The organism is Pseudomonas sp. RL_105y_Pfl2_101 (assembly GCF_963970585.1).
Lineage (GTDB): Bacteria > Pseudomonadota > Gammaproteobacteria > Pseudomonadales > Pseudomonadaceae > Aquipseudomonas.
In genome coordinates, this window is sequence record NZ_CAXAPG010000020.1 from 21,420 (window position 1) to 42,152 (window position 20,733).

General features: G+C 61.8%; 20 protein-coding genes. 9 read left to right on the forward strand and 11 right to left on the reverse strand.

Translation table 11 applies throughout. The features are described 5' to 3' along the window. The first annotated feature begins 26 nt into the window (after positions 1 to 26). Genes AACY31_RS19455 through AACY31_RS19480 form a run of 6 tightly spaced genes read left to right on the forward strand, consistent with a single transcriptional unit; the run spans position 27 to position 6,087 of the window. Positions 27 to 2,951 (forward strand): monovalent cation/H+ antiporter subunit A, encoded by a 2,925-nt coding sequence (locus tag AACY31_RS19455; protein WP_339478787.1) that lies wholly within the window; start codon positions 27 to 29, stop codon positions 2,949 to 2,951. Next, the gene (locus AACY31_RS19460; protein WP_003202835.1) at positions 2,951 to 3,295 is read left to right on the forward strand and encodes a Na+/H+ antiporter subunit C; all 345 of its coding nucleotides are present in this window, start codon (positions 2,951 to 2,953) and stop codon (positions 3,293 to 3,295) included. The genes AACY31_RS19455 and AACY31_RS19460 overlap by 1 nt, the downstream gene beginning before the upstream one ends. Further along, positions 3,292 to 4,977, forward strand: coding sequence for a monovalent cation/H+ antiporter subunit D (locus AACY31_RS19465; RefSeq protein ID WP_339478786.1), 1,686 nt, complete (start codon positions 3,292 to 3,294; stop codon positions 4,975 to 4,977). The genes AACY31_RS19460 and AACY31_RS19465 overlap by 4 nt, the downstream gene beginning before the upstream one ends. Next, a complete protein-coding gene (locus AACY31_RS19470; protein WP_339478785.1) occupies positions 4,974 to 5,462 on the forward strand; it encodes a Na+/H+ antiporter subunit E in 489 nt (162 codons plus the stop codon). The genes AACY31_RS19465 and AACY31_RS19470 overlap by 4 nt, the downstream gene beginning before the upstream one ends. Next, positions 5,459 to 5,737, forward strand: coding sequence for a K+/H+ antiporter subunit F (locus tag AACY31_RS19475; RefSeq protein ID WP_339478783.1), 279 nt, complete (start codon positions 5,459 to 5,461; stop codon positions 5,735 to 5,737). The genes AACY31_RS19470 and AACY31_RS19475 overlap by 4 nt, the downstream gene beginning before the upstream one ends. Then, a complete protein-coding gene (locus tag AACY31_RS19480; RefSeq protein ID WP_339478781.1) occupies positions 5,734 to 6,087 on the forward strand; it encodes a Na+/H+ antiporter subunit G in 354 nt (117 codons plus the stop codon). The genes AACY31_RS19475 and AACY31_RS19480 overlap by 4 nt, the downstream gene beginning before the upstream one ends. A gap of 231 nt (positions 6,088 to 6,318) precedes the next feature. Here the strand turns inward: AACY31_RS19480 and AACY31_RS19485 are convergent, their stop codons facing one another. From AACY31_RS19485 to AACY31_RS19495, 3 genes are all read right to left on the reverse strand, one after another. Next, positions 6,319 to 6,756: a DUF3995 domain-containing protein gene (locus AACY31_RS19485; RefSeq protein WP_339478779.1), complete on the reverse strand. Its 438-nt coding sequence runs from the start codon at positions 6,754 to 6,756 to the stop codon at positions 6,319 to 6,321. Between the two features lie 138 nt (positions 6,757 to 6,894). Further along, positions 6,895 to 7,905: an ABC transporter substrate-binding protein gene (locus tag AACY31_RS19490; protein ID WP_339478778.1), complete on the reverse strand. Its 1,011-nt coding sequence runs from the start codon at positions 7,903 to 7,905 to the stop codon at positions 6,895 to 6,897. A gap of 185 nt (positions 7,906 to 8,090) precedes the next feature. Beyond that, complete coding sequence (locus AACY31_RS19495; protein ID WP_445261566.1) at positions 8,091 to 8,540, reverse strand: hypothetical protein; 450 nt, start codon at positions 8,538 to 8,540, stop codon at positions 8,091 to 8,093. Between the two features lie 427 nt (positions 8,541 to 8,967). On the opposite strand from AACY31_RS19495, the gene AACY31_RS29010 reads away from it, so the two are divergent. The 3 genes from AACY31_RS29010 to AACY31_RS19505 all read left to right on the forward strand — a co-directional run bounded on the left by AACY31_RS29010 (position 8,968) and on the right by AACY31_RS19505 (position 9,890). Next, positions 8,968 to 9,204: a hypothetical protein gene (locus AACY31_RS29010; protein WP_445261564.1), complete on the forward strand. Its 237-nt coding sequence runs from the start codon at positions 8,968 to 8,970 to the stop codon at positions 9,202 to 9,204. A 131-nt stretch (positions 9,205 to 9,335) separates the two neighbouring features. Further along, on the forward strand, positions 9,336 to 9,566 hold the full coding sequence (locus AACY31_RS19500) for a hypothetical protein (RefSeq protein ID WP_339478774.1): 231 nt from the start codon (positions 9,336 to 9,338) through the stop codon (positions 9,564 to 9,566). 87 nt (positions 9,567 to 9,653) lie between these two features. After that, positions 9,654 to 9,890: a DUF2789 family protein gene (locus AACY31_RS19505; protein ID WP_339478773.1), complete on the forward strand. Its 237-nt coding sequence runs from the start codon at positions 9,654 to 9,656 to the stop codon at positions 9,888 to 9,890. 101 nt (positions 9,891 to 9,991) lie between these two features. Here AACY31_RS19505 and AACY31_RS19510 read toward each other — a convergent pair whose 3' ends face one another. The 8 genes from AACY31_RS19510 to iolD form a co-directional block, all read right to left on the reverse strand. Then, positions 9,992 to 11,596, reverse strand: coding sequence for a methyl-accepting chemotaxis protein (locus tag AACY31_RS19510; protein WP_339478771.1), 1,605 nt, complete (start codon positions 11,594 to 11,596; stop codon positions 9,992 to 9,994). Positions 11,597 to 11,774: 178 nt separating this feature from the next. Then, positions 11,775 to 12,179, reverse strand: a complete 405-nt coding sequence (locus AACY31_RS19515) for a TraR/DksA family transcriptional regulator (RefSeq protein ID WP_003202859.1) — start codon at positions 12,177 to 12,179, stop codon at positions 11,775 to 11,777. A 328-nt stretch (positions 12,180 to 12,507) separates the two neighbouring features. Beyond that, the gene (locus tag AACY31_RS19520; protein WP_339478769.1) at positions 12,508 to 13,530 is read right to left on the reverse strand and encodes an ABC transporter permease; all 1,023 of its coding nucleotides are present in this window, start codon (positions 13,528 to 13,530) and stop codon (positions 12,508 to 12,510) included. Positions 13,531 to 13,564: 34 nt separating this feature from the next. After that, on the reverse strand, positions 13,565 to 15,118 hold the full coding sequence (locus AACY31_RS19525) for a sugar ABC transporter ATP-binding protein (RefSeq protein ID WP_339492416.1): 1,554 nt from the start codon (positions 15,116 to 15,118) through the stop codon (positions 13,565 to 13,567). A 77-nt stretch (positions 15,119 to 15,195) separates the two neighbouring features. Continuing rightward, positions 15,196 to 16,122 carry a sugar ABC transporter substrate-binding protein gene (locus AACY31_RS19530; protein WP_339478765.1) on the reverse strand — a complete coding sequence of 309 codons (927 nt, stop codon included), beginning with the start codon at positions 16,120 to 16,122 and terminating at the stop codon, positions 15,196 to 15,198. A gap of 347 nt (positions 16,123 to 16,469) precedes the next feature. After that, positions 16,470 to 17,522, reverse strand: a complete 1,053-nt coding sequence (locus AACY31_RS19535) for a Gfo/Idh/MocA family protein (RefSeq protein ID WP_339504995.1) — start codon at positions 17,520 to 17,522, stop codon at positions 16,470 to 16,472. Between the two features lie 161 nt (positions 17,523 to 17,683). After that, on the reverse strand, positions 17,684 to 18,694 hold the full coding sequence (locus tag AACY31_RS19540) for a Gfo/Idh/MocA family protein (protein ID WP_339504997.1): 1,011 nt from the start codon (positions 18,692 to 18,694) through the stop codon (positions 17,684 to 17,686). A gap of 31 nt (positions 18,695 to 18,725) precedes the next feature. Continuing rightward, positions 18,726 to 20,657, reverse strand: a complete 1,932-nt coding sequence (gene iolD / locus AACY31_RS19545; protein WP_339504998.1) for a 3D-(3,5/4)-trihydroxycyclohexane-1,2-dione acylhydrolase (decyclizing) — start codon at positions 20,655 to 20,657, stop codon at positions 18,726 to 18,728. Positions 20,658 to 20,733: the final 76 nt, after the last annotated feature.

The window sequence follows — 20,733 nt, forward strand, 5'->3', positions numbered from 1 at the left end:
CACAACCTCCCGCCGAATAGAAGCCTATGTCACTGATAGTTCTATTGCTTTTGCCCTTCATCGGCAGCTGTGTCGCGGCGCTGCTGCCGCATAACGCCCGTAACGCCGAATCACTGCTGGCCGGCCTCGTCGCCCTGGCCGGCACGGTTCAGGTGGCCTTGCTGTACCCGCAGATCGCCGACGGCGGCGTGATCCGTGAGCACTACACCTGGTTGCCCAGCCTGGGCCTGGATTTCGTACTGCGCCTGGACGGTTTCGCCTGGCTGTTTTCGTTGCTGGTGCTGGGCATCGGCACGCTGGTGTCGCTGTACGCTCGCTACTACATGTCGCCGGACGATCCGGTGCCGCGCTTCTTCGCCTTTTTCCTGGCGTTCATGGGCGCCATGCTCGGGTTGGTGATCTCAGGCAATCTGATCCAGATGGTGTTTTTCTGGGAACTGACCAGCTTGTTCTCGTTCCTGCTGATCGGCTACTGGTACCACCGTGCCGACGCTCGACGTGGTGCCTATATGGCGTTGATGGTGACCGGGGCCGGCGGGCTTTGCCTGTTGGCCGGGGTGATGCTGCTCGGCCATGTGGTGGGCAGCTATGAGCTGGACAAGGTTCTGGCCGCCGGCGACCTGATCCGTGCCCATGCCCTCTACCCCATCCTGTTGCCGCTGATCCTGATCGGCGCCTTGAGCAAAAGCGCTCAGTTTCCATTCCACTTCTGGCTGCCCCATGCCATGGCCGCACCCACGCCGGTGTCGGCGTATCTGCACTCGGCGACCATGGTCAAGGCCGGGGTGTTCCTGTTGGCGCGGTTATGGCCGTCGCTGTCGGGCAGCGAAGAATGGTTCTACATCGTCGGCGGCGCGGGGGCTTGTACGTTGCTGCTGGGCGCCTACTGCGCGATGTTCCAGAATGACCTCAAGGGCCTGCTGGCCTACTCCACCATCAGCCACCTTGGGCTCATCACCTTACTCCTGGGCCTGAACAGCCCGCTGGCGGCCGTGGCGGCGGTGTTTCATATTCTCAACCACGCCACGTTCAAGGCGTCTCTGTTCATGGCCGCCGGGATCATCGACCATGAAAGCGGCACCCGCGACATTCGCAAGCTCAGCGGCCTGGTGCGGCTGATTCCGTTCACCGCGACCCTGGCCATGGTCGCCAGCGCGGCGATGGCCGGGGTGCCGTTGCTCAATGGTTTCCTGTCCAAGGAAATGTTCTTCGCCGAGACCGTGTTCATTTCCGCCACGGCCTGGGTCGAGCTGGCGTTGCCGATCATCGCCACCATCGCCGGGACCTTCAGCGTCGCCTATTCCCTGCGCTTCACCGTGGATGTGTTTTTCGGCCCCACCGCCACCGACCTGCCCCACACCCCCCACGAACCACCGCGCTGGATGCGTGCACCGGTAGAGTTGCTGGTGTTCACCTGCCTGTTGGTGGGGATCTTTCCGGCCCAGGTGGTCGGCTCGTTGCTCGCCGCGGCCGCATTGCCGGTGGTCGGCGGCACGCTGCCGGAGTACAGCCTGGCGATCTGGCACGGCCTGAACGCACCGATGATCATGAGCCTGGTGGCCATGTCCGGCGGCATCGTCCTGTACCTGCTGCTGCGCAATCAGCTCCGGCAAGGGCACATCAAGCAATCGCCGTTCATTGGCCGGCTCAGCGGCAAGCGCCTGTTCGAACGTTGCCTGGTAATGATGATGCGCCAAGGTCGGCGCCTGGAACGACGGATCAGTACCCGCCGCCTGCAGGCCCAGTTGTTCTGGCTGATCCTGGCCGCCGTGCTCGCTGGGCTGGTCCCGATGCTGCACAGCACGCTGGTCTGGGGCGAACGGCCGAAGATCCCCGGCTCCATCGTCTTCGTCACCCTGTGGCTGCTGGCAATCGCCTGTGCCCTGGGCGCGGCCTGGCAAGCCAAGTACCACCGGCTCGCGGCCCTGACCATGGTCAGCGTCTGCGGCCTGATGACCTGCGTGACCTTCGTCTGGTTCTCCGCCCCCGACCTGGCCTTGACGCAACTGGCGGTGGAAGTGGTCACCACCGTGCTGATCCTGCTGGGCTTGCGCTGGCTGCCACGGCGGATCGAGGACGCCTTGCCCCGGCCCAACAGCGAGCGTCGTGCGCGCATCCGCCGCCTGCGCGACTTGCTGCTGTCCATCGCCGTCGGCGGCGGCATGGCGCTGTTGTCCTATGCGATGCTGACGCGCCAGACGCCCAACGACATTTCTTCGTTCTACTTGCGCCGTGCCCTGCCCGAAGGCGGCGGCAGCAATGTGGTGAACGTGATGCTGGTGGACTTCCGGGGCTTCGACACCCTCGGGGAAATCACCGTGCTGGTGGCGGTGGCCCTGGCGGTGTTCGCCCTGCTGCGGCGTTTCCGCCCACCGAAGGAAAGCATGCAGCTGCCGGCGCAACAGCGCCTGCTGGCGCCGGACGTGGTCACCGATCTGGTCAACCCGCGCCATGCCAGCGACACCGCATTGGGCTTCATGATGGTGCCGGCGGTGCTGGTGCGCCTGCTGCTACCGGTTGCCCTGGTGGTGTCGTTCTACCTGTTCATGCGCGGCCATAACCAACCCGGGGGCGGCTTCGTGGCCGGGTTGGTGATGTCCGTGGCGTTCATCCTGCAATACATGGTCGCCGGCACCCAGTGGGTCGAGGCGCAAATGAGCTTGCGACCGCTGCGCTGGATGGGCACCGGGCTGTTGTTTGCCACCGCCACGGGCCTGGGATCGATGGCCGTGGGTTATCCGTTCCTGACCACCCACACCTGGCATTTCGAATTGCCGCTGCTGGGGGATATCCATCTGGCCAGCGCGCTGTTCTTCGACATCGGTGTGTACGCCGTGGTGGTCGGTTCCACCCTGTTGATCCTCACCGCCCTGGCTCACCAGTCGGTACGGGCCCATAAGCCGGGCCTGCATGCCAAACCCGTCGCCCCCGTCAAAGGAACCACCGCCTGATGGAAGAAGTCATCGCAATCGCAATCGGCGTACTAGCCGCCTCCGGTGTCTGGCTGGTGCTGCGACCACGGACCTTCCAGGTGGTCATGGGCCTGTGCCTGCTGTCCTACGGCGTCAACCTGTTCATCTTCAGCATGGGCAGCCTGTTCATCGGCAAGGAACCGATCATCAAGGACGGCGTGCCCCAGGACCTGCTGCACTACACCGACCCGCTGCCCCAGGCACTGGTGCTGACCGCCATCGTGATCAGCTTTGCCATGACTGCGCTGTTCCTGGTGGTGCTGCTGGCGTCGCGGGGACTGACCGGTACCGACCACGTGGACGGTCGGGAGCCCAAGGAATGACCTTGACGCCTCATTTGATCGCTGCGCCCATCCTGCTGCCACTGCTGACCGCCGCGTTGATGCTGATGCTCGGCGAGAAACACCGCCCGCTCAAGGCACGGATCAACCTGCTCTCCAGCCTGTTGGGCCTGGGCATCGCCATGCTGTTGCTGTACTGGACCCAGGACCAGGCCCTGCCCGCGTCCATTGGCGTGTATCTGCCGGGCAACTGGCAGGCGCCGTTCGGCATTGTGCTGGTGGTCGATCGCCTGTCGGCGCTGATGCTGGTGCTGACCGGCATCATCGGCGTCAGCGCGCTGCTGTTCGCCATGGCCCGCTGGGACCGCGCGGGGGCGAGTTTCCATGCGCTGTTCCAGATCCAGTTGATGGGCCTCTACGGCGCCTTCCTGACGGCGGACCTGTTCAACCTGTTCGTGTTCTTCGAGGTATTGCTGGCAGCCTCCTACGGCTTGATGTTGCACGGTTCGGGCCGGGCGCGGGTGTCGTCGGGGCTGCATTACATCTCCATCAACCTGCTGGCCTCGTCGTTGTTCCTGATCGGCGCAGCGCTGATCTATGGCGTCACCGGTACGTTGAACATGGCCGACCTGGCGTTGAAGGTGCCCCTGGTGCCGGAGGCTGACCGGGGTTTGCTGCACGCCGGGGCTGGCATCCTGGCGGTGGCGTTCCTGGCCAAGGCCGGCATGTGGCCACTGAACTTCTGGCTGGTACCGGCCTACAGCGCCGCCAGTGCGCCGGTGGCGGCACTGTTCGCGATCATGACCAAGGTCGGTGTCTACACGATCCTGCGCTTGTGGACGTTGCTGTTCTCCGGCCAGGCCGGCGCCTCGGCGTATTTCGGCGCCGACTGGCTGATTTACGGCGGTATGGCGACGATTGTCTGCGCAGCCATCGCCATTCTGGCCGCCCAACGCCTGGAGCGCATGGCCAGCCTGAGCATCCTGGTCTCGGCCGGGATCCTGTTGTCGGCCATCGGCTTCGCCCAACCGAACCTGGTGGGCGCGGCGCTGTTTTACCTGGTGAGCTCGACCCTGGCACTCTGCGCGTTGTTCTTGCTGGCCGAGCTGATCGAACGCTCACGCTCGGCCAATGAACCGTCCCTGGATGACGACCTCGACACGTTGCCGCGACCGCTGGAGTCCTTGCAACTGCCCAAGGGCATCAACCTCGATGACGAACAGAAAGCCGTGGTCGGACACGTGATCCCCTGGACCATGGCCTTCCTTGGCTTGAGCTTTATCTTCTGTGCGCTGCTGATTATCGGCATGCCACCGTTGTCAGGGTTTATCGGCAAGCTGAGCCTGCTCAGCGCCCTGCTCAATCCCCAGGGGCTCGGGGCCAGCACCGAGGCACTGGTGTCGAACCAGGCGTGGGGCCTGTTGGCGTTGCTGATCCTGTCGGGGCTGGCCTCCTTGATTGCCTTCTCACGGCTGGGCATCCAACGCTTCTGGACGCCCCGGGAACGCCCGTCACCGTTGTTGCGTCCGTTCGAATGCCTGCCGATCGTCTTGCTGCTGGGCCTGGGCATCGCCCTGACTTTCAAGGCCGAGGCATTGCTGCGCTATACCCAATCCGCTGCTGATGCGTTGAACAACCCGGAACATTATGTGATGTCGGTACTCGCCACCCGCGCCGTCCCCAATCCTGCAGCCAGGGCCGCCTTGCAGGAGCTACAGCCATGAAACGCCTGCTTCCTGCTCCGTGGTTGTCCCTGGCGCTGTGGTTGCTGTGGCTGGTGTTGAATCAGTCGCTCAGCGTCGGCCACCTGCTGCTGGGCGCTGTGTTGGGCTTCCTGACGCCGCTGATGATGCGCCGGTTGCGACCGCGGCCCATCCGTATCCGGCGACCGAGTATGGTGTTGCGCTTGTTCCTGCGGGTGGGCCGCGAGGTACTGGTGTCCAACCTGGCGGTGGCCTGGGGTGTGCTGAACGCTGGACGCCGCCCGCCTCGCTCGCGGTTCATCAAGGTGCCGCTGGACCTGCACGACGCCAACGGCCTGGCCGCGCTGTCGATGATCACCACGGTGATTCCGGGGACGGTCTGGTCGGAGCTGGCCCTGGATCGCAGCATCCTGTTGGTACATGTGTTCGATCTGGAGGACGAGGCGTCATTCATCGCGCATTTCAAGGCCACCTACGAGCGACCGTTGATGGAGATTTTCCAATGACCCCCTTGTTGTCCAATGCGATTCTGTTGAGCCTGCTTCTATTCTCCCTGGCGATGGTGTTGACCCTGTGGCGGCTGTTCAAGGGACCTTCGGCGCAGGACCGGGTATTGGCCCTGGACTATCTGTACATCGTGGCGATGCTGATGATGCTGGTATTGGGCATCCGTTACGCCAGTGACACCTATTTCGAGGCGGCCCTGCTGATCGCTCTGTTCGGCTTTGTCGGCTCGTTTGCCCTGGCCAAGTTCCTGTTGCGTGGCGAGGTGATCGAATGAATGGTGAACTGTCGATGTGGGTCGAAATCCCGGTGGCGATCCTGCTGGTGCTCAGCAGCCTCTTCGCCCTGATCGGGGCAATCGGCCTGGTGCGGTTGAAGGATTATTTCCAGCGCATGCACCCACCGGCCCTGGCCTCCACACTGGGGGCCTGGTGCGTGGCACTGGCTTCGATCGTGTATTTTTCGGCACTCAAGTCCGGACCGGTGTTACATGCCTGGCTGATACCGATCCTGTTGTCCATCACCGTCCCGGTGACCACCCTGCTGCTGGCCCGGGCGGCCTTGTTCCGCAAACGCATGGCCGGGGATGATGTGCCGGCGCAAGTGAGCAGTCACCGAACCGACTGACAGACATCTCGAGCCGGTACAGCTTTGTGGCGAGGGCGATTGCCCCCACTGGGCCGCGCCCTGTAAAACTGCGTAGGAGCTGTGTAGGAGCTGACGAGTGCAACGAGGTTGCGATCCTCCCCAACCACTTGAGTCCCAAGCGAAAGATCAAAAGATCAAAAGATCGCAGCCTTCGGCAGCTCCTACACAAGCCCAGCGGGAGCAAGCTTGCTCGCCACAGTTCGGAGTGGCTCAGGCCCAGGCCACCGTCAGCAACCCGGCCCCAAGCACCACGCACAACGGCGAATAGACCCAGGTGTCGAGCCTGGCGAATGTCGAGCCCTTGACCTCCTTGAAGAAGCCCACCAGGTTCGACTCGCCGATGGCTCGGGCGAACATCAGCAAGGCAATCGCGCTGATCAGCCACTGCAATGCCCGATGGGTGACCGGCTGCGCCAGCAGGCCGACCCGCAGGCAAACCAGCAGCGCCACCATCAGCAGTGCCAGGGCCACCAGCAAGGTCAGCCAGCCCGAGGGATCGAACGCCGGTCGCAGCGCATCCCCCTGTTTCACCGGCACCTGAGGTACCACTGCCTTGGCCGCCCACCGCCCACCCAGGGCCCAATACATATGAATCAAGCTGATGGTCGCAAACACTGCGACCAGCGACCGAGCCAATAAAAGCGTCATTCGCCAGCCTCCTGAAAAAAGGTTGAACAATCATCCTAGCTCGAATTTGGCATTTCGCTGGACGGGCGTAGATTGCCAGTTTCCAGCGAATGACTCATTGCCCAGGATCAAGAGTTCAACCTGCTAGCACGCAGGACACTAAAGGCCGGCAGATACCTTGTCCGCCACCTCCTTGGGCAACCAGGCCTGCCAGACCTGCGGATGCGCCTTGAGGAACGCCTCGGCGGCTTCACGGGGTGGGGTGCGCTTCTCGCTCATGTCGGCCAAGGCCTTGTTCAACGGTTCGATGGGCAAATCGACCTTACTGAAGAACTCGGTAATGTCCGGGTATTGCTTCTGGAACGGGGCAGAGACGCCAATCGACAGTTTCGAGGCCAGTGAGCGGGTCGGTTTCGGGTTGGGGTTATCGGCGTCGGTCAGGGTTTTCCAGGCCTCGGCATCGAACGGTGGCTCTTGCAACTGCACCAGCTTGAAGCGCCCGAGCAGTGGCGTGGGCGACCAGTAATAAAACAGGATCGGCTTGCCCCGGCGGATCGTCGAACTGATTTCCGCATCGAGCGCCGCCCCCGAGCCGCTGCGAAAATTCACGTAGCTGTCAGACAGGCCATACGCCTTGAGCTTCTGTTTGTTGACCACCTCGGAGGTCCAACCAATGGGGCTGTTGAGGAAGCGACCCTTGTCGGGGCTCTCCGGGTCCTTGAACACATGCTTGTAGCGCGCCAGGTCCTCAACGCTGCGCAGGTCCGGCGCCAGGGGCTTGATGCCCTTGGCCGGGTCGCCCTTGATGACGTATTCGGGCACCCACCAACCTTCCGTCGCGCCTTTGACTGTATCGCCCAAGGCGATCACCTTGCCTTCGGCCTCGGCCTTGACCCACACCGGGCTGCGGCCGGCCCATTCCTCGCCGATCACCTGGATGTCGTTATTGGCCAGGGCCGTTTCCAGGGTAATGGTGGTGCCCGGCAATGTGTCGGTCTGCAACCCGTAGCCTTTTTCGACGATGATCCGCAGGATATCGGTGATCAGGCTGCCACTTTCCCAGTTCAAGTCGGCAAAGTGGATCGGCGCCGTGGCAGCCGACGCCGGAAGGGGTGAAACCAACACCGCGAAGGTGGCCCAGGCAGCCAGCCACTGTCGAACTCGTTTCATGCTTTGCACCTCATGCCAGATACAGCAATAGCTGAACGGCCCTGCGTCAGCGAACGCAAGCCCTGAATAATTCAGTCAATTGACTGTAGCCGAGGTTCCAGCGATATCTTGCGAAACTGTCAGCGGTTTGGGCACACAGCCCTCACAAGCCCGATGCCTACACGCTTTTGAGCGGTCTGACGCGATCACTCGCTGGCCTTGAAGGTCACCAGTTCGCCCTTGCGCCACTTGGCGGCCTTGGCGGTGACCGCCTTCAGGGTCTTGGTCAAGCCTTCCTGCAACTGTTCGGTGGCCGCAAACACGGTCACCACGCTGTGGCCTTCCTTGAACAGGATTGCCTGACCACCGGGGGTCGTGACGAAGGCGTAATCGCCAAGGCCATAGACCGTCAGCTTGATTTCGCGAAAGCGGATTTCAAACTTGCCACCTTCGCGGCTGGGCAACACCGCTGCGCGAAAATGATCACCGACCTTGAGTTCTAGCCTGGGCTTGTCATCGACCACCAGGGCCGACTCGGTGTCGATTTCGGCGACATAAATACCTTCGGCGGTCTGCTCGGTGATGTAGACGAAACGTGACTGGAAGAGTTTGACCAGTTTTGCCCGCAGGTCACCAAGTACGAATAACGCATGCATGTCGAGATTACTTACTGCCAAGGAAACATCCCCATCTTTGAAAAAGGCCCGCCCCCCGGAAAGGACGGAGCACGAGAACCCGTACCGACTGTAGTGTCGTAATGGACCTGTAACTGAACTTCGAAGTGAACGGCGCGCCCTGTCCCGGGCCGAGAGCAGACTAAAGGTTGCCGCTCTCGCCGTCTTTCCCGGAGGGTCGCCAGAGGTTGAAGGAAAAAGCCACTCTGAGCATCGGAAAAGATGGGACTACTAACTTTAGGGAAATTTCTCACTTAAAAAAGCATTTTTCTGACATCGAGCGCAAAAAAAATTGCTTTAGATAGCCGCAGCCGTCCACACGACACTGCCGATTCTAGAGCAGCCGAAGGCGTGGAGACTACTCGAAGTACCCGACAATTCGTCGGTAAACCATAGAAAAGGAATTCACATGGCCTCTTTCACAACCCTATCCCCCCCCTTTCCACCTTGCATCGTTGATACAGCCGACACCTTTGACGGGGTCGATTGCCTGCCCATTTCGTTAACACAGCCACGCTATCGGGTCGTTTTGGCGGGCAAGTGTTTTTTTCACATTGAGGAAACATCGACTGGACGTGTAAGAGGATTCCGAACCGACCATAACGAAGCCTGCTACCTGGCCAGGCGTCTCGAACGCAGCGCCTGAGCTCAAATACGACCGTCGATGACTTAACTCAGCCATCGACGGGCAACTGCTGCCATACTGCCCGCCCAGCGAAACCGTCGCCCATCGGCGGATCGCGCACCCATAGTATGACTTCGAGGAGAAGGCGCGACGTGACGGAATTTGATATCGGCGAATTTTTTATCCGGGGCGAAGCCAGAGAAGTCGAAGGCGAGTTCCAGGCCGTCATTGTGATGCGCGCCAAGCCACCCTTGACCACCGTCAGTTGCCACCAGGTGGAGAAGGATCGCTGGTTCAAGACCGCGGAGATCGCTGCCGAGGCTGCCAGGGAAGCGGCCAAGACGTTGAAGGCCGCCGTGGACGAAGGGGCCCTGAAAGCCTGAGTCCGATCGAACTCCTGATGAGCGCTTGCCTCAGATAAAGGGAAGCACCGAGGCGCCACGACGGCGCCCCGCCCAAAGGAGACTCCCATGGAACAACCTTCCCACGAACTCAAGACCCTGTTCGACCAACTGGGCCTGACCTGCGACGGCACGGCCATTGACGACTTCATCATCGCCCACCCGCTGGCCCCGGAGATCAAGCTGGTGGAGGCCAATTTCTGGTCGGACCAGCAAAAAGACCTGCTCCGGGAATGGCTGCTCGCCGACGGCGAAGAAGCAGTGCTGGTGGATCAGCTGAACGTGCGTCTGCACGGCGGCAAGTAGCGGCAAGGGCCATTGGCCGAGTGCGTCACCGCTACTGTGGCGAGGGGATTTATCTGTGGGAGCAAGGCTTGCCCCCACAGCCATATCAGTGGCGTTGAGGGCTAACGCGGTTTCTCCGGTTTGTAGCCCAACCGCAAGCCACCCCAGTGACGCCCCTTGAGCATGATCGGTACGGAAAGGTCGTGCATTAACTCGCCCGTGTCGCGTGTGTAGGTCTGGAGCAGTACAGGTTGCTGGTGGCTGCCACAGCGGATTCCGGTGCGATCGGAGAACTTGCGCTTGGTGCGGCTATTCAGCGTGTCCACCTGGGGATCGCCGGTCAGCGGCTGGCTGAAGACTTTGTTATGGGTCGGCACGTAGCCCTGTTGGGTGCAGGCAATCGCAAACACCAGGCCCTCATGTCGGGCAAGCAAGGGCTCTTGAATCGCCGGCAGGACCTGGTCGGTGTAGCGGTCGAAGCGGGTCTGGTATTTGGCCGGCTGGGTATTGGGGATGGGCTGGTAGTTACGGTCGAACAGGTCCTCCAGGCTGACACGGCCCTGGTCGATATCGGCTTCGAACTGCGCGGCGATCTGGCTCGCGCCTTCCCGGGCCAGGTCGTAGACCCGTTGGTGATAATCGTCGAGGCCCACCTCCGCCAGGCGTTCGCTGATGGTTTCGGCCTGGCCCTCCATTTGCACGGCCGCCTCGGCCAGGCGCTGGGTCTGCTGGTCGCTGATGGACAGGTCGCCGCGCATCTGCTCAATGGCGTGGAACAGGCTGTCGAGTTGTTCGCGATTGGTGTCGGTGCCTTGGGCGATGGCACTGACCTGGGTTTCGACGCCGGCGGCGAGCCGAGCGATGTTTTCCAGATGCTCGCCGGTGTGCTCGACCTGCTGCACGCCAATGTCCAGGTCAGCGGCCAGTTGACGGATCTGCTCCACCACCTGGGCGGTGCGTTGCTGGATGTCGGCCACCATCACCCCGACTTCGCCAGTTGCCGCAGCCGTGCGCCCGGCCAGGCCACGAACTTCATCGGCCACCACCGCGAACCCACGGCCATGCTCACCGGCCCGTGCCGCCTCGATGGCCGCGTTCAGCGCCAGCAGGTTGGTCTGGCTGGCGATCGACTGGATCACCAGGCTGACCCGCTGGATTTCATCGCTGCGTACGCTCAAGGCCTCGATCAACTCGCGACTGTCGTTTGCGCGCTGGCTGAGCTGGTGCATGCGGCTGATCGATTCCACCAGCTCGCTGCGCCCGGCCACACTGCTGCGATGGGCCTCGCTGGCGGCGCCCAGGGCTTGCTGGCTGAGTTGCGAAGTGGCCTGTTCGGTGGCGATCATCGACTCGGCATTGCCGACGATCTGCGCCGCCGCGTCGAGTTGGGACTGGACCTTGCCGGCCAGTTGCTTGACCGAATAGGCGACGCCGGCCGCTGACAGCGCGTTATGGCTGGTGGTATAGGACAGGTCGCGGGTCAGCTCGGCCAGCGTGTCCGTCGCGGGTGCAGGCACCGCGGCCACGCGCGAACGCAGGCGCGGCAACCAGACGATGAGCATGACCAGTGGCAGGCCCAGGTACAGCGACCAGCCGCCCAGGGCCATGCCGCACAGCAGCAATGCCAGGGCGAGACTCTGCAAGGTCGGCGTCAGCCAGCGCGCCGTGCGTTTTGTCTCAGGTACCGAGGCCGGCACTGCACCTGTCAGCGTTCCGTCTGTCGCCATGTTCGTCACCCACACTCTCGTTGTTATGACTGCATTAAACGCCACTACAGAGCCATTATCCATGGTCCATTAGTCGCGTTCTTGCAGCAGATCAACGGGAGTAGACGAACGAGCACGGGCTAAAGCAAAAGATCGCGGCCTTCGTCAAAAGGTCGCGATCTTTTTGGGAAAACCCGAATCAGGCCTGACGCTGGTGCTTGTCGATCTGTTCGTGACGTTCCTGGGCTTCAATGCAGTACTTGGTGGTCGGGCTGATCAGCAGGCGCTTGAGGCCGATCGGCTCGCCGCTGTCGTCGCACCAGCCGAAGCTGTCGTCGTTGATGCGGTCCAGAGCCTGCTCCAACTGAGGCAGCATGCGCTGGTCGCGATCGATGGCGTTGACCAGCCAGGTACGCTCTTCTTCTACGGAAGCAGCGTCCGCCGGGTCAGCCGGGGTGTCCAGGCTCTCAATGGCGATTCGGTTCTGTTCGATGCGCTCGTGGGTTTCGACTTTCATGTTCTGCAACAGCTTGGTGAAGAAAGCCAGCTGCTCGGCATTCATGTAGTCATCCGCCGGCATGGCCAGCAACTTTTCCTTTGTCATTGATATCTCTATAAAAAAACGTGCATTAAGGCGAATTATGGAGCGTCCCGCAGCGTAGCTGCCACGCTCATCAGGAAGGCGCCGTCTATTCCAAGCGCCACCTGGCACTCAATTTACGAGGGGCGGCAGTCTAAGGCCGAGTCGAGGCCTCAGCAACTGAAAACATAGGGAAAATGTCCGACAACCCCTTCAAATGTTCCCTGACAGGCTTTTGGCAGTCATCGGAGTGCGTTTATAACAAGAAATTCGGTGCAATTGCTGTATTAAGAAGACAAATGGCAACGCCACGCGGGTCAGGCGTGGCGCTCTGTCGCAACTTTCTTGGGCATCAGCGCTTGAGTTTGCGCTTGTTGCGGTACTGGTCGATGACCACCGCCACCACGATGATCAGGCCTTTGATGATGTCCTGGATGTAGGCATCGACACCGACGAAGGTAAAACCGCTGGCCATCACCCCAAGGATCAGTGCCCCGATCACGGTCCCGGTGATGCGCCCCACCCCACCCGCCAGGCTGGTGCCGCCAATCACGGCCGCGGCAATCGCGTCCAGTTCATAGGACATGCCCATGCCCGCCTGCCCGGTCGCCGCCCGCGCCGAGGCCACCACGCCGGCTAACCCCGCCAGCAACCCGGCAATACTGTAGACGATCACCAGGTGGCGCTTGACGTTGATGCCTGATGTGCGCGCCGCCTGCATGTTGCCGCCAATGGCGTAGGTGTACTTGCCATACTTGGTGTAGCGCAGGGCGATGTGGAAGATCACCGCCACCACCAGGAAGATGATCACTGGCATCGCGCCATGCCCAATGGCCGTATAGGAGTCGGACAACATGCTCACCGGTTGGCCTTCGGTGTAGTAGCGCGCCAGGCCACGGGCCGAGACCATCATGCCGAGAGTGGCAATGAACGGCGGAATACCGGTAATGGCGATGATACTGCCGTTGATCGCCCCGGCCAGCAGCCCTACGCCGAGCCCCACCACCACCGGTATCCACACCGGCAAGTCCGTCAAGGAGGGAAACACCGCCCGGGAGAAGTCAGAAGTCTGGGCCAGGCTGGCGGCAATCATGGCCGACAGCGCCAGCACCGAGCCGGACGACAAGTCGATACCCGTGGTGATGATCACCTGGGTCACACCGATGGCCAGCAGGCCGATGATCGACACTTGCAGGATCATCAGCACCAGGCGCTGGGAGTTCATCAGGAAACTCTGGTCGCGCACGATCCAGCCGAACATCTCGAAGACCAGGCCGATGCCGATCAGCACCAGGAAGATACTCAGTTCCGTCGGCAGTCGCCGGCGCGCCCTGGCCGGTGCTGCCGCGGGTTTGTTTTCCAGTATCGCGTTCATAACCATTCACCTTTTTTATCTGGACTGACGGGCATCAGGACAGGCCCGAGGCCAATTGCATGACGCGTTCCTGGGTCGCTTCGCTGCGGTCGAGGATGCCCATCAGGTCGCCTTCGTGCATCACCATGACTCGGTCGCTCATGCCCAGGACTTCCGGCAGTTCCGAGGAAATCATGATCACCGCCATGCCTTCGCTGGCGAGGTAGGAAATCAGCCGGTAGATCTCGGCCTTGGCACCGACATCGATGCCACGGGTCGGCTCGTCGAGGATCAGGATGCGCGGGTTGGTCATCAGCCAGCGGGCCAACAGCGCTTTCTGCTGGTTACCGCCGGACAAGGTGTCGATGCACTGTTCCAGCGACGGGGTCTTGACCCGCAGCTTCTTGCACATGTCCTCACACAAGGCGCGCAGGGCTTTCTGCTGGATGAAGCCGTTGCCGACGTAATGGGGCAGCACGGCCATCTCCATGTTTTCCAGCACCGACAGGCACGGGAACAGGCCACTGAGCTTGCGGTCCTCGGTCAACAGCGCGAAGCCTTTCTCGATGGCCATGTGCGGGTCGCTGATACGCACCGGTTGGCCGTCCAGCAGGATTTCGCCACCGGTACTCGGGGTCACGCCGAAAATCGCCTCGGCCACGTTGGTCCGGCCCGAGCCCATCAGCCCGGCGATGCCCAGTATCTCCCCGGCATGCAGGTCGAAGGACACGCCCTGGAAGATGCCGTCCAGGCTCAGGTCGCGCACCGACAGCATCAAGTCGCCGATGGGTTGCTCCCGCACCGGGAACAACTGGCTCAATTCACGCCCGACCATCATCGAAATCAGGCTGTCGCCGTCCATGCTGTCGGCCCGTTGCAGGCCGATATAGGCGCCGTCGCGAAACACTGCCACTTCGTCAGCGATGGCGAACACTTCGTTCATTTTATGGGTGATGTAGATGATGCCCTTCCCCTGGGACTTGAGGTCGGCAATGATCGAGAACAGGTGGGCGACTTCAGTCTCGGTAATGGCCGAGGTCGGCTCGTCCATGATCAGGATGTCGGAGTCGTAGGACACGGCCTTGGCAATCTCCACCATCTGCCGCTCGGCGATGCTCAGGTTGCCCACCTGCTCCTCAGGGTCGAGGTTGATGCGCAGGCGCTCCAGCAGCCGGGCGGTGCAGCGATGCATCTCACCATGGTCGACCATGTGCAGACCGTTGAGCTGCTCGCGACCGATCCAGATGTTTTCGGCGATGCTCATATGGGGCATCAGGTTCAGTTCCTGATGGATCATCGCGATACCGGCCTGCAACGCCGCCAGCGGCGTGTCGAACGTCACCGGCTTGCCGCGCAGGCGCAGTTCGCCGGCGTCCGGCTGGTAGATACCGGCGATGATCTTCATCAAGGTGGATTTGCCCGCGCCATTCTCGCCCATCAGGGCCAGCACGGAACCGGGGCGTACCCGCAGTTGTACATCGGTCAGGGCCACCACGCCGGGAAAGCCTTTGCTGACATCGACGACTTCCAGCAGGTACGGTTCATCAGGTATTACGTCCGGCCGGAAAGTCATCGCCGGGGCGCTCGAAGCAGTCGCTGAAGCGAACATGATCAGGTACTCCCTCGGCAAGGTCGGCGTTACAACCTTGCCTGTTTATTGTTGTGGTGGGACCGGTGCGTCAAACGTCACTTGAACTGATCGACGTTTTCCGGCGTGATCAGGCGATACGGCACCCAGACGGACTGTTCGACCGGTTGGTTCTTGACCATTTTCACGGCCGTATCGATCGAGCCGTCGGCCTGGCCCTTGGCGTCCTGGAACACCGAGACGGTCATGTCGCCTTTCTTGATGGCGTTCAAGCCGTCCGGTGTGCCATCGACCCCGGCAATCAATACGCTGCCCTTCTTGGTGCCCGCTTGTTTGAGGGCCATGGCGGCGCCGATGGCCATCTCGTCGTTGTTGGACACCACGGCATTGAAATCGCGGCCCTGGGTCAGCCAGTCGTTGACCAGGGTCATGCCCCTGTCCCGGGACCAGGTGCCCGTCTGCTCCTGCTCGATCTTGATGTCAGGGTATTTGGCCAGCACCTCCTTGACACCCTTGGTGCGGTTGGTGGTGGAGTTATTGGCGAGGTCGCCCAGCAGGATCACGATGTCGCCCTTGCCGCCCATCTTGTCGGCCAGGTATTGCATCTGCATGCGGCCCGCTTCCAGGTCATCGGATGCCACGGTAACCACACCTTCTGGCAACGTCGGATCATCCGGACGGCGGTTGACGTACACCAGAGGGATACCAGCGGCCACGGCGGCCTTGGTGATGCGCTGGGTCGCGGCGGTGTCCACCGGGTTGACGATGAGCGCATCGACCTTCTGGCTGATGAAGCTTTCCACCTGGCTCAGTTGCTTGACCACGTCACTGCGCGCGTCTTCGAACTGGAGGGTGACGCCATCCGGCAGGGATTTGGCTTTCTTGTCCATGGATTCGCGCAGGTAAGTCAGCCAGGTGTCATCGAACTGGGACATGCTGACGCCGATCCTCAGGTCCGCCAGGGCAGCGCCGCTGGTGAGCATCAACGACAGGGCCAGCGAGGCGATACGGGTCTTGGTCTTCATGAACGGTCTTTCTCCACTTTTTTGTTGGTTTTATGGATAAGGCGTGACGGATCAGGAACGGGGCAAGCGCACGATGGGCGCGCCGGGCATGCAACACACCACGGTGCCCTTACGCTGGATACACAGGGATTCGAACAGAGGAAGGACTGCGGACAGGCGCAGCAGATGTGGCAGGTGAAACGCAGAGCGGCTGAAGGTTTTCATCGACGGTACCTAGCTGTGTTTCTTGTTTTTGTTTCGTCAGTCATCCGGTCAAGGCTGGCTTGGCGGGGAGACAGACAGGATTGTCGGTAACCTGGAATCGACTCTATTGGAATATATTTTCTATATCAACCAATTTTAGAATTTTATTCGTTTTTCATTCCATGGCCAACCGGCGTGGACAATCGCACCACTTCGCCCTGCTCGGCACTCAGCCTGGCAGCATCAAGGATGCGCGTGGTCGCCAGTGCATCACGGGCCTCCACCGGCAGCGGGCCAGCGCCCTGCAACGCGGTTTGCAGGTGTTGGTAGAACGCCAGCCAGCAGCCACGCTCCGAGGTCACCCGCTCGCGCTCGGTGCCGTGTTCGAACCAGCCCCAGCGCCGATGCTCTTCAGCCCCCCAGCGTTCACCCTCGGTCGCCGGGCTCAAGCCTGCCAGCGCCTGGGCCTCTTGCCCGTCCAGGCCTTCGACGGTATAGCAGCCCAGGGTGCCGTTGACCCGAAAGCGCGGGCGTGCTGCGTGCTGCATACAGTTGCCGCTCAAGTGAGAAATCACACCACTGGCATGGGTCAAGGACATGAAGAAGCCGTTGTCGAACACCTGGTCAGGCTGCCGGTAGTCCAGCTCGGCGTAGACCTGTTCCACCGGCCCGAACAGTTGCAGCGCCTGGTCTACCAAGTGGCTGCCCAAGTCGCGCAGGAACCCACCACCACTGCCTTTGCCGACCGAAGTCGGCGAATAGCGCTCGACGCTGGATTCAAAACGAATGACCTGCCCCAGGGCGCCGGACGCCAGCAGCTTGCGCAGCGTCAGGAAATCCGAATCCCAACGGCGGTTCTGGTACACGCTCAATGGCACCTTGTGTTGTTCTGCGGCCACCACTATCGCCTCGGCCTGCGCTGCATCCCAGGCAAAAGGCTTGTCGCTGACCACCGCCACGCCGAGGTCAATGGCTTGCATCACCACCTCCGGACGACCTTCCAGCGGCGTGGACACCACCACCGCATCAACGCCCGCAGCGACCAGTTGTTCGAGAGAGTCGAAGGCGTAGACGCGCGGATAATCACTCGCCAGTTGCTGGCGCCGCTCGGCAGACCGGGTCACCACCCCGACGAACGTAGCCCCGGGCAGACTGCTGATCAGCGGCGCATGAAAAAAACGCCCCCCTTTACCGTAGCCGACTAGTCCGATTCGCATGAAAGCTCCTTGAAAGTCATTGAATACACACCACTACCCTGTGGGAGCGAGCCTGCTCGCGATAGCGTCGCGATCGGCTTGCATCGGTGTTGACTGGCCCACCGCTATCGCGAGCAGGCTCGCTCCCACAATTTGACCGCATCCCCAAAGGAGAAATGTGGTCAGCCGTAGAAGCGCGGGTGCTCGGGCAGGTCGACCTTGACGATCTGCCCGCTCTGCTGCGCTGCCACACAGGCATCCGCCGCCACGGCGGCGGCAAAACCATCCCAGGCCGACGGCCCACCCACTTGCCCGGCGCGCACGCCGTCGATGAAGGCCTGCAATTCGACGTCGTAGGCCGCGATGAAGCGGTCCTTCCAGTCCATCAGGATCGCATTGGACAACTTGGCGCCACTGCGCAATTGCACCTGGGAGGGCTCCGGGAGCCTGGCGATGCCGGTCTCCCCCACCACTTCGCACTGGATATCGTAGCCGTACTGGCAGTTGACGAACACTTCGACGTCGATGCGCGTGCCCCTGGCGGTTTCCAGCAAGACGATCTGCGGGTCACGCAAGTGGGCCAGGGCCTTGCTGGTCTTGCGTGGAAACACCACTTGCACCGAGACGTAGTCATCGGCCAGCAGCCAGCGCAACACATCCAGCTCATGGATCAAGGTGTCGGTGATCGCCATGTCGGTCTTGTAGTTCTCGCCCACGCTCGGGTTGCGGTGGGCGCAATGCAGCATCAGCGGTTCACCGATCTGGCCGCTGTCGAGCACCGCCTTGAGCGCGCGATAGCCTTCATCGTAAGGGCGCATGAAGCCGACCTGCACCAGGCGCTTGCCGTGGGCCACTTCGGCCTCGACGATCTTGCGGCAGCCTTCGGCTGTGACCGCCAGGGGTTTTTCACAGAACACCGGTTTGCCCGCCGCAATCGCCGCCAGCACGAATTCTTCGTGGCTCGGGCCCCAGGAGGTGACTAGGATTGCCTCCACGTCCGGCGCCTTGATCAACGCGTGACCGTCGGGGTAAACCTCAGCGGTCAGCTTGAGATCGGCAACGACCTTGGCCGCTTGTGGCAAGTTGATATCGGTCACCGCCACCACCTGACTGTTGAGCAAGGTCTGGCTGCAACGACGGATATGGTCCTGGCCGATGGCCCCGGTGCCGATGACGCCCAGCTTCAAAGACATGTAGAGAACTCCTTTCGTATTGTTGGGGCAATCAGTACTGACGGGCCTTGGCCAGTCGTTCATTGAGGGTCTTGGCGACTGCATCGGTGCGGGCGCTGGTGGAGACTTGCGCCACGCCGACTCGCCACCACGACAGGTACTTGTGGATCATGGTCTTGGGCAGGACCTTGATGTCGATCAGCGTCGAGACGCTCTGGCGCCGCGCATCGGCCAGGGCCGCGCGCAGCTCGTCGAGGGTCTTGACCTTGTAGGTCTTGCAGCCGTAGGCCGCGGCGCTCATGGCGAAGTCCACCGGCACGAAACCGCCGTCGAGCTTGCCGGTGTCCGGGTTGCGAAAGCGGAACTCGGTGCCGAAGCTGTCCATGCCGTGTTCCATTTGCAGGTTGTTGATGCAACCGAACGTCATGTTGTCCAGCAGCACCACATTGATCTTGCGGCGTTCCTGAATCGAGGTCGCCAGCTCCGAGTGCAACATCATGTAGGAACCATCGCCCACCAACGCATAGACCTCTTTGTCGGGCTCGGCGAGTTTCACCCCCAGCGCCGCATTCACCTCGTAGCCCATGCACGAATAACCGTACTCGACGTGATAGGTGTTCTCCCCCTTGCTGCGCCAACTGCGCTGCAAGTCGCCGGGCAGGCTGCCAGCCGCGGCGACGATGATGGCGTCATCCGCCAGGTTTTGGTTGAGGGTGCCGAGCACGCGGCTCTGGGTCAGGCAGGAACCGGTGAGCTCGATGAATTCGTGAAACACCGCCGGGTCCATGTGGTCGTTGATTTGCGGGACAAAATCCTCGGTCTGGAAGTCCGCCTGATAGATCCGGTCCACTTCCGCGTCGAGCTGGGCCTTGGCATCGGCGATCTGTGCGCCCCATTCGGCGCGATAGTCGCCCATCGCGGCAGACAGTGCCTCCAGCCCCGAACGGGCGTCGGCCAGCAGTTGCACGCCGTCGAGCTTCAAGGCATCGCAGGGGCTGATGTTGAGATTGAGGAACTGCACATCGGGGTGCTGAAACAGCCATTTCGATGCCGTGGTGAAATCACTGTAGCGGGTGCCAATGCCGATGATCAGGTCGGCTTTCTTGGCCAGCAGGTTTGCCGCCAGACAACCGGTTTCACCGACGCCGCCGACGTTCAGCGGATGACTGGACACCACCGCGCTCTTGCCCGCCTGGGTCTCGGCGAACGGAATATCGAAGCGCTCGGCAAAGGCCTGCAACGCGGCGTTGGCCCCGGCGTAGCGCACGCCGCCGCCACAAATAATCAACGGCTGGCGCTTGCCCTTGAGCAGCGTCAGGGCATCACCGAGCATCGCCTCGGTGGCCGGACGACGGTCGATGCGATGGACACGCTTTTGCAGGAAGTAATCCGGGTAATCGTAGGCTTCGGCCTGTACGTCCTGGGGCAAAGCCAGGGTCACCGCGCCGGTTTCGGCCGGGTCGGTCAGTACGCGCATCGCATGGATCGCAGCGGTCATCAGTTGCTCGGGGCGGTTGATGCGATCCCAGTACTTGCTCACAGCCTTGAAGGCATCGTTGGTGCTGATGCTCAGGTCGTGGAACTGCTCGATCTGTTGCAGCACCGGGTCCGGCTGACGACTGGCGTAGACGTCGCCGGGCAACAACAGCAATGGGATACGGTTGGCCGTCGCGGTGGCTGCGGCGGTCAGCATGTTCGCCGCACCGGGCCCCACCGACGAGCTGCAGGCGTAGATCTTGCGCCGCAGATGCTGCTTGGCAAAACCGATGGCGGCATGGGCCATGCCTTGCTCGTTACGACCCTGGTGAACCACCAGGTCGCCGCTGTCCTGCTCCAGCGCCTGGCCCAGGCCCAGCACATTGCCGTGGCCGAAAATGGTAAAGACCCCGGCGACGAACTTGCTCTGGACGCCATCGACCTCGATGTACTGGTTATCGAGGAATTTCACCAGGGCCTGGGCCATGGTCAGTCGTGTTGTGGTCATGCTTGCACCTTGTCTGGAATGCAAATTTGCGGCTGACTCAGTCCACTGTGGGAGCGAGCCTGCTCGCGATAGCGGT